Origin of the sequence: Gordonia sp. DT219, from assembly GCF_049847065.1 — a bacterium.
Taxonomy (GTDB): domain Bacteria; phylum Actinomycetota; class Actinomycetes; order Mycobacteriales; family Mycobacteriaceae; genus Gordonia.
Window position 1 is genome coordinate 1 of record NZ_JBNCNR010000138.1, and the last position, 215, is coordinate 215.

Below are 215 nucleotides of genomic sequence, written 5' to 3' on the forward strand. Positions count from 1 at the left end.
GGGCAGCCGGGGGTGAAGGTGCCGAGGTCGTCGACGTCATAGCCGCGCGGATAGCAGCGGATCTGCGGCATGTCGCGGCCGTACTGCGGGGTGGTGCGGGGGCGGGCGAAGAAGCGGATCGCGAGGCCGCGGGCCTTCAGGCCGGCACGAGCGACCACTCGCTCGGCGTCGGTGGGCCGGGGATAGCGGAAGGCGTCGAGGAGCGGGTCGTCCAT

The 215-nt window shown here is 73.0% G+C and carries 1 pseudogene; it reads right to left on the bottom strand.

The annotated features are described in order from the left end of the window. Positions 1 to 215 (bottom strand): annotated as a pseudogene (locus ACPXB3_RS22765) (oxygenase MpaB family protein); the annotation flags it as partial.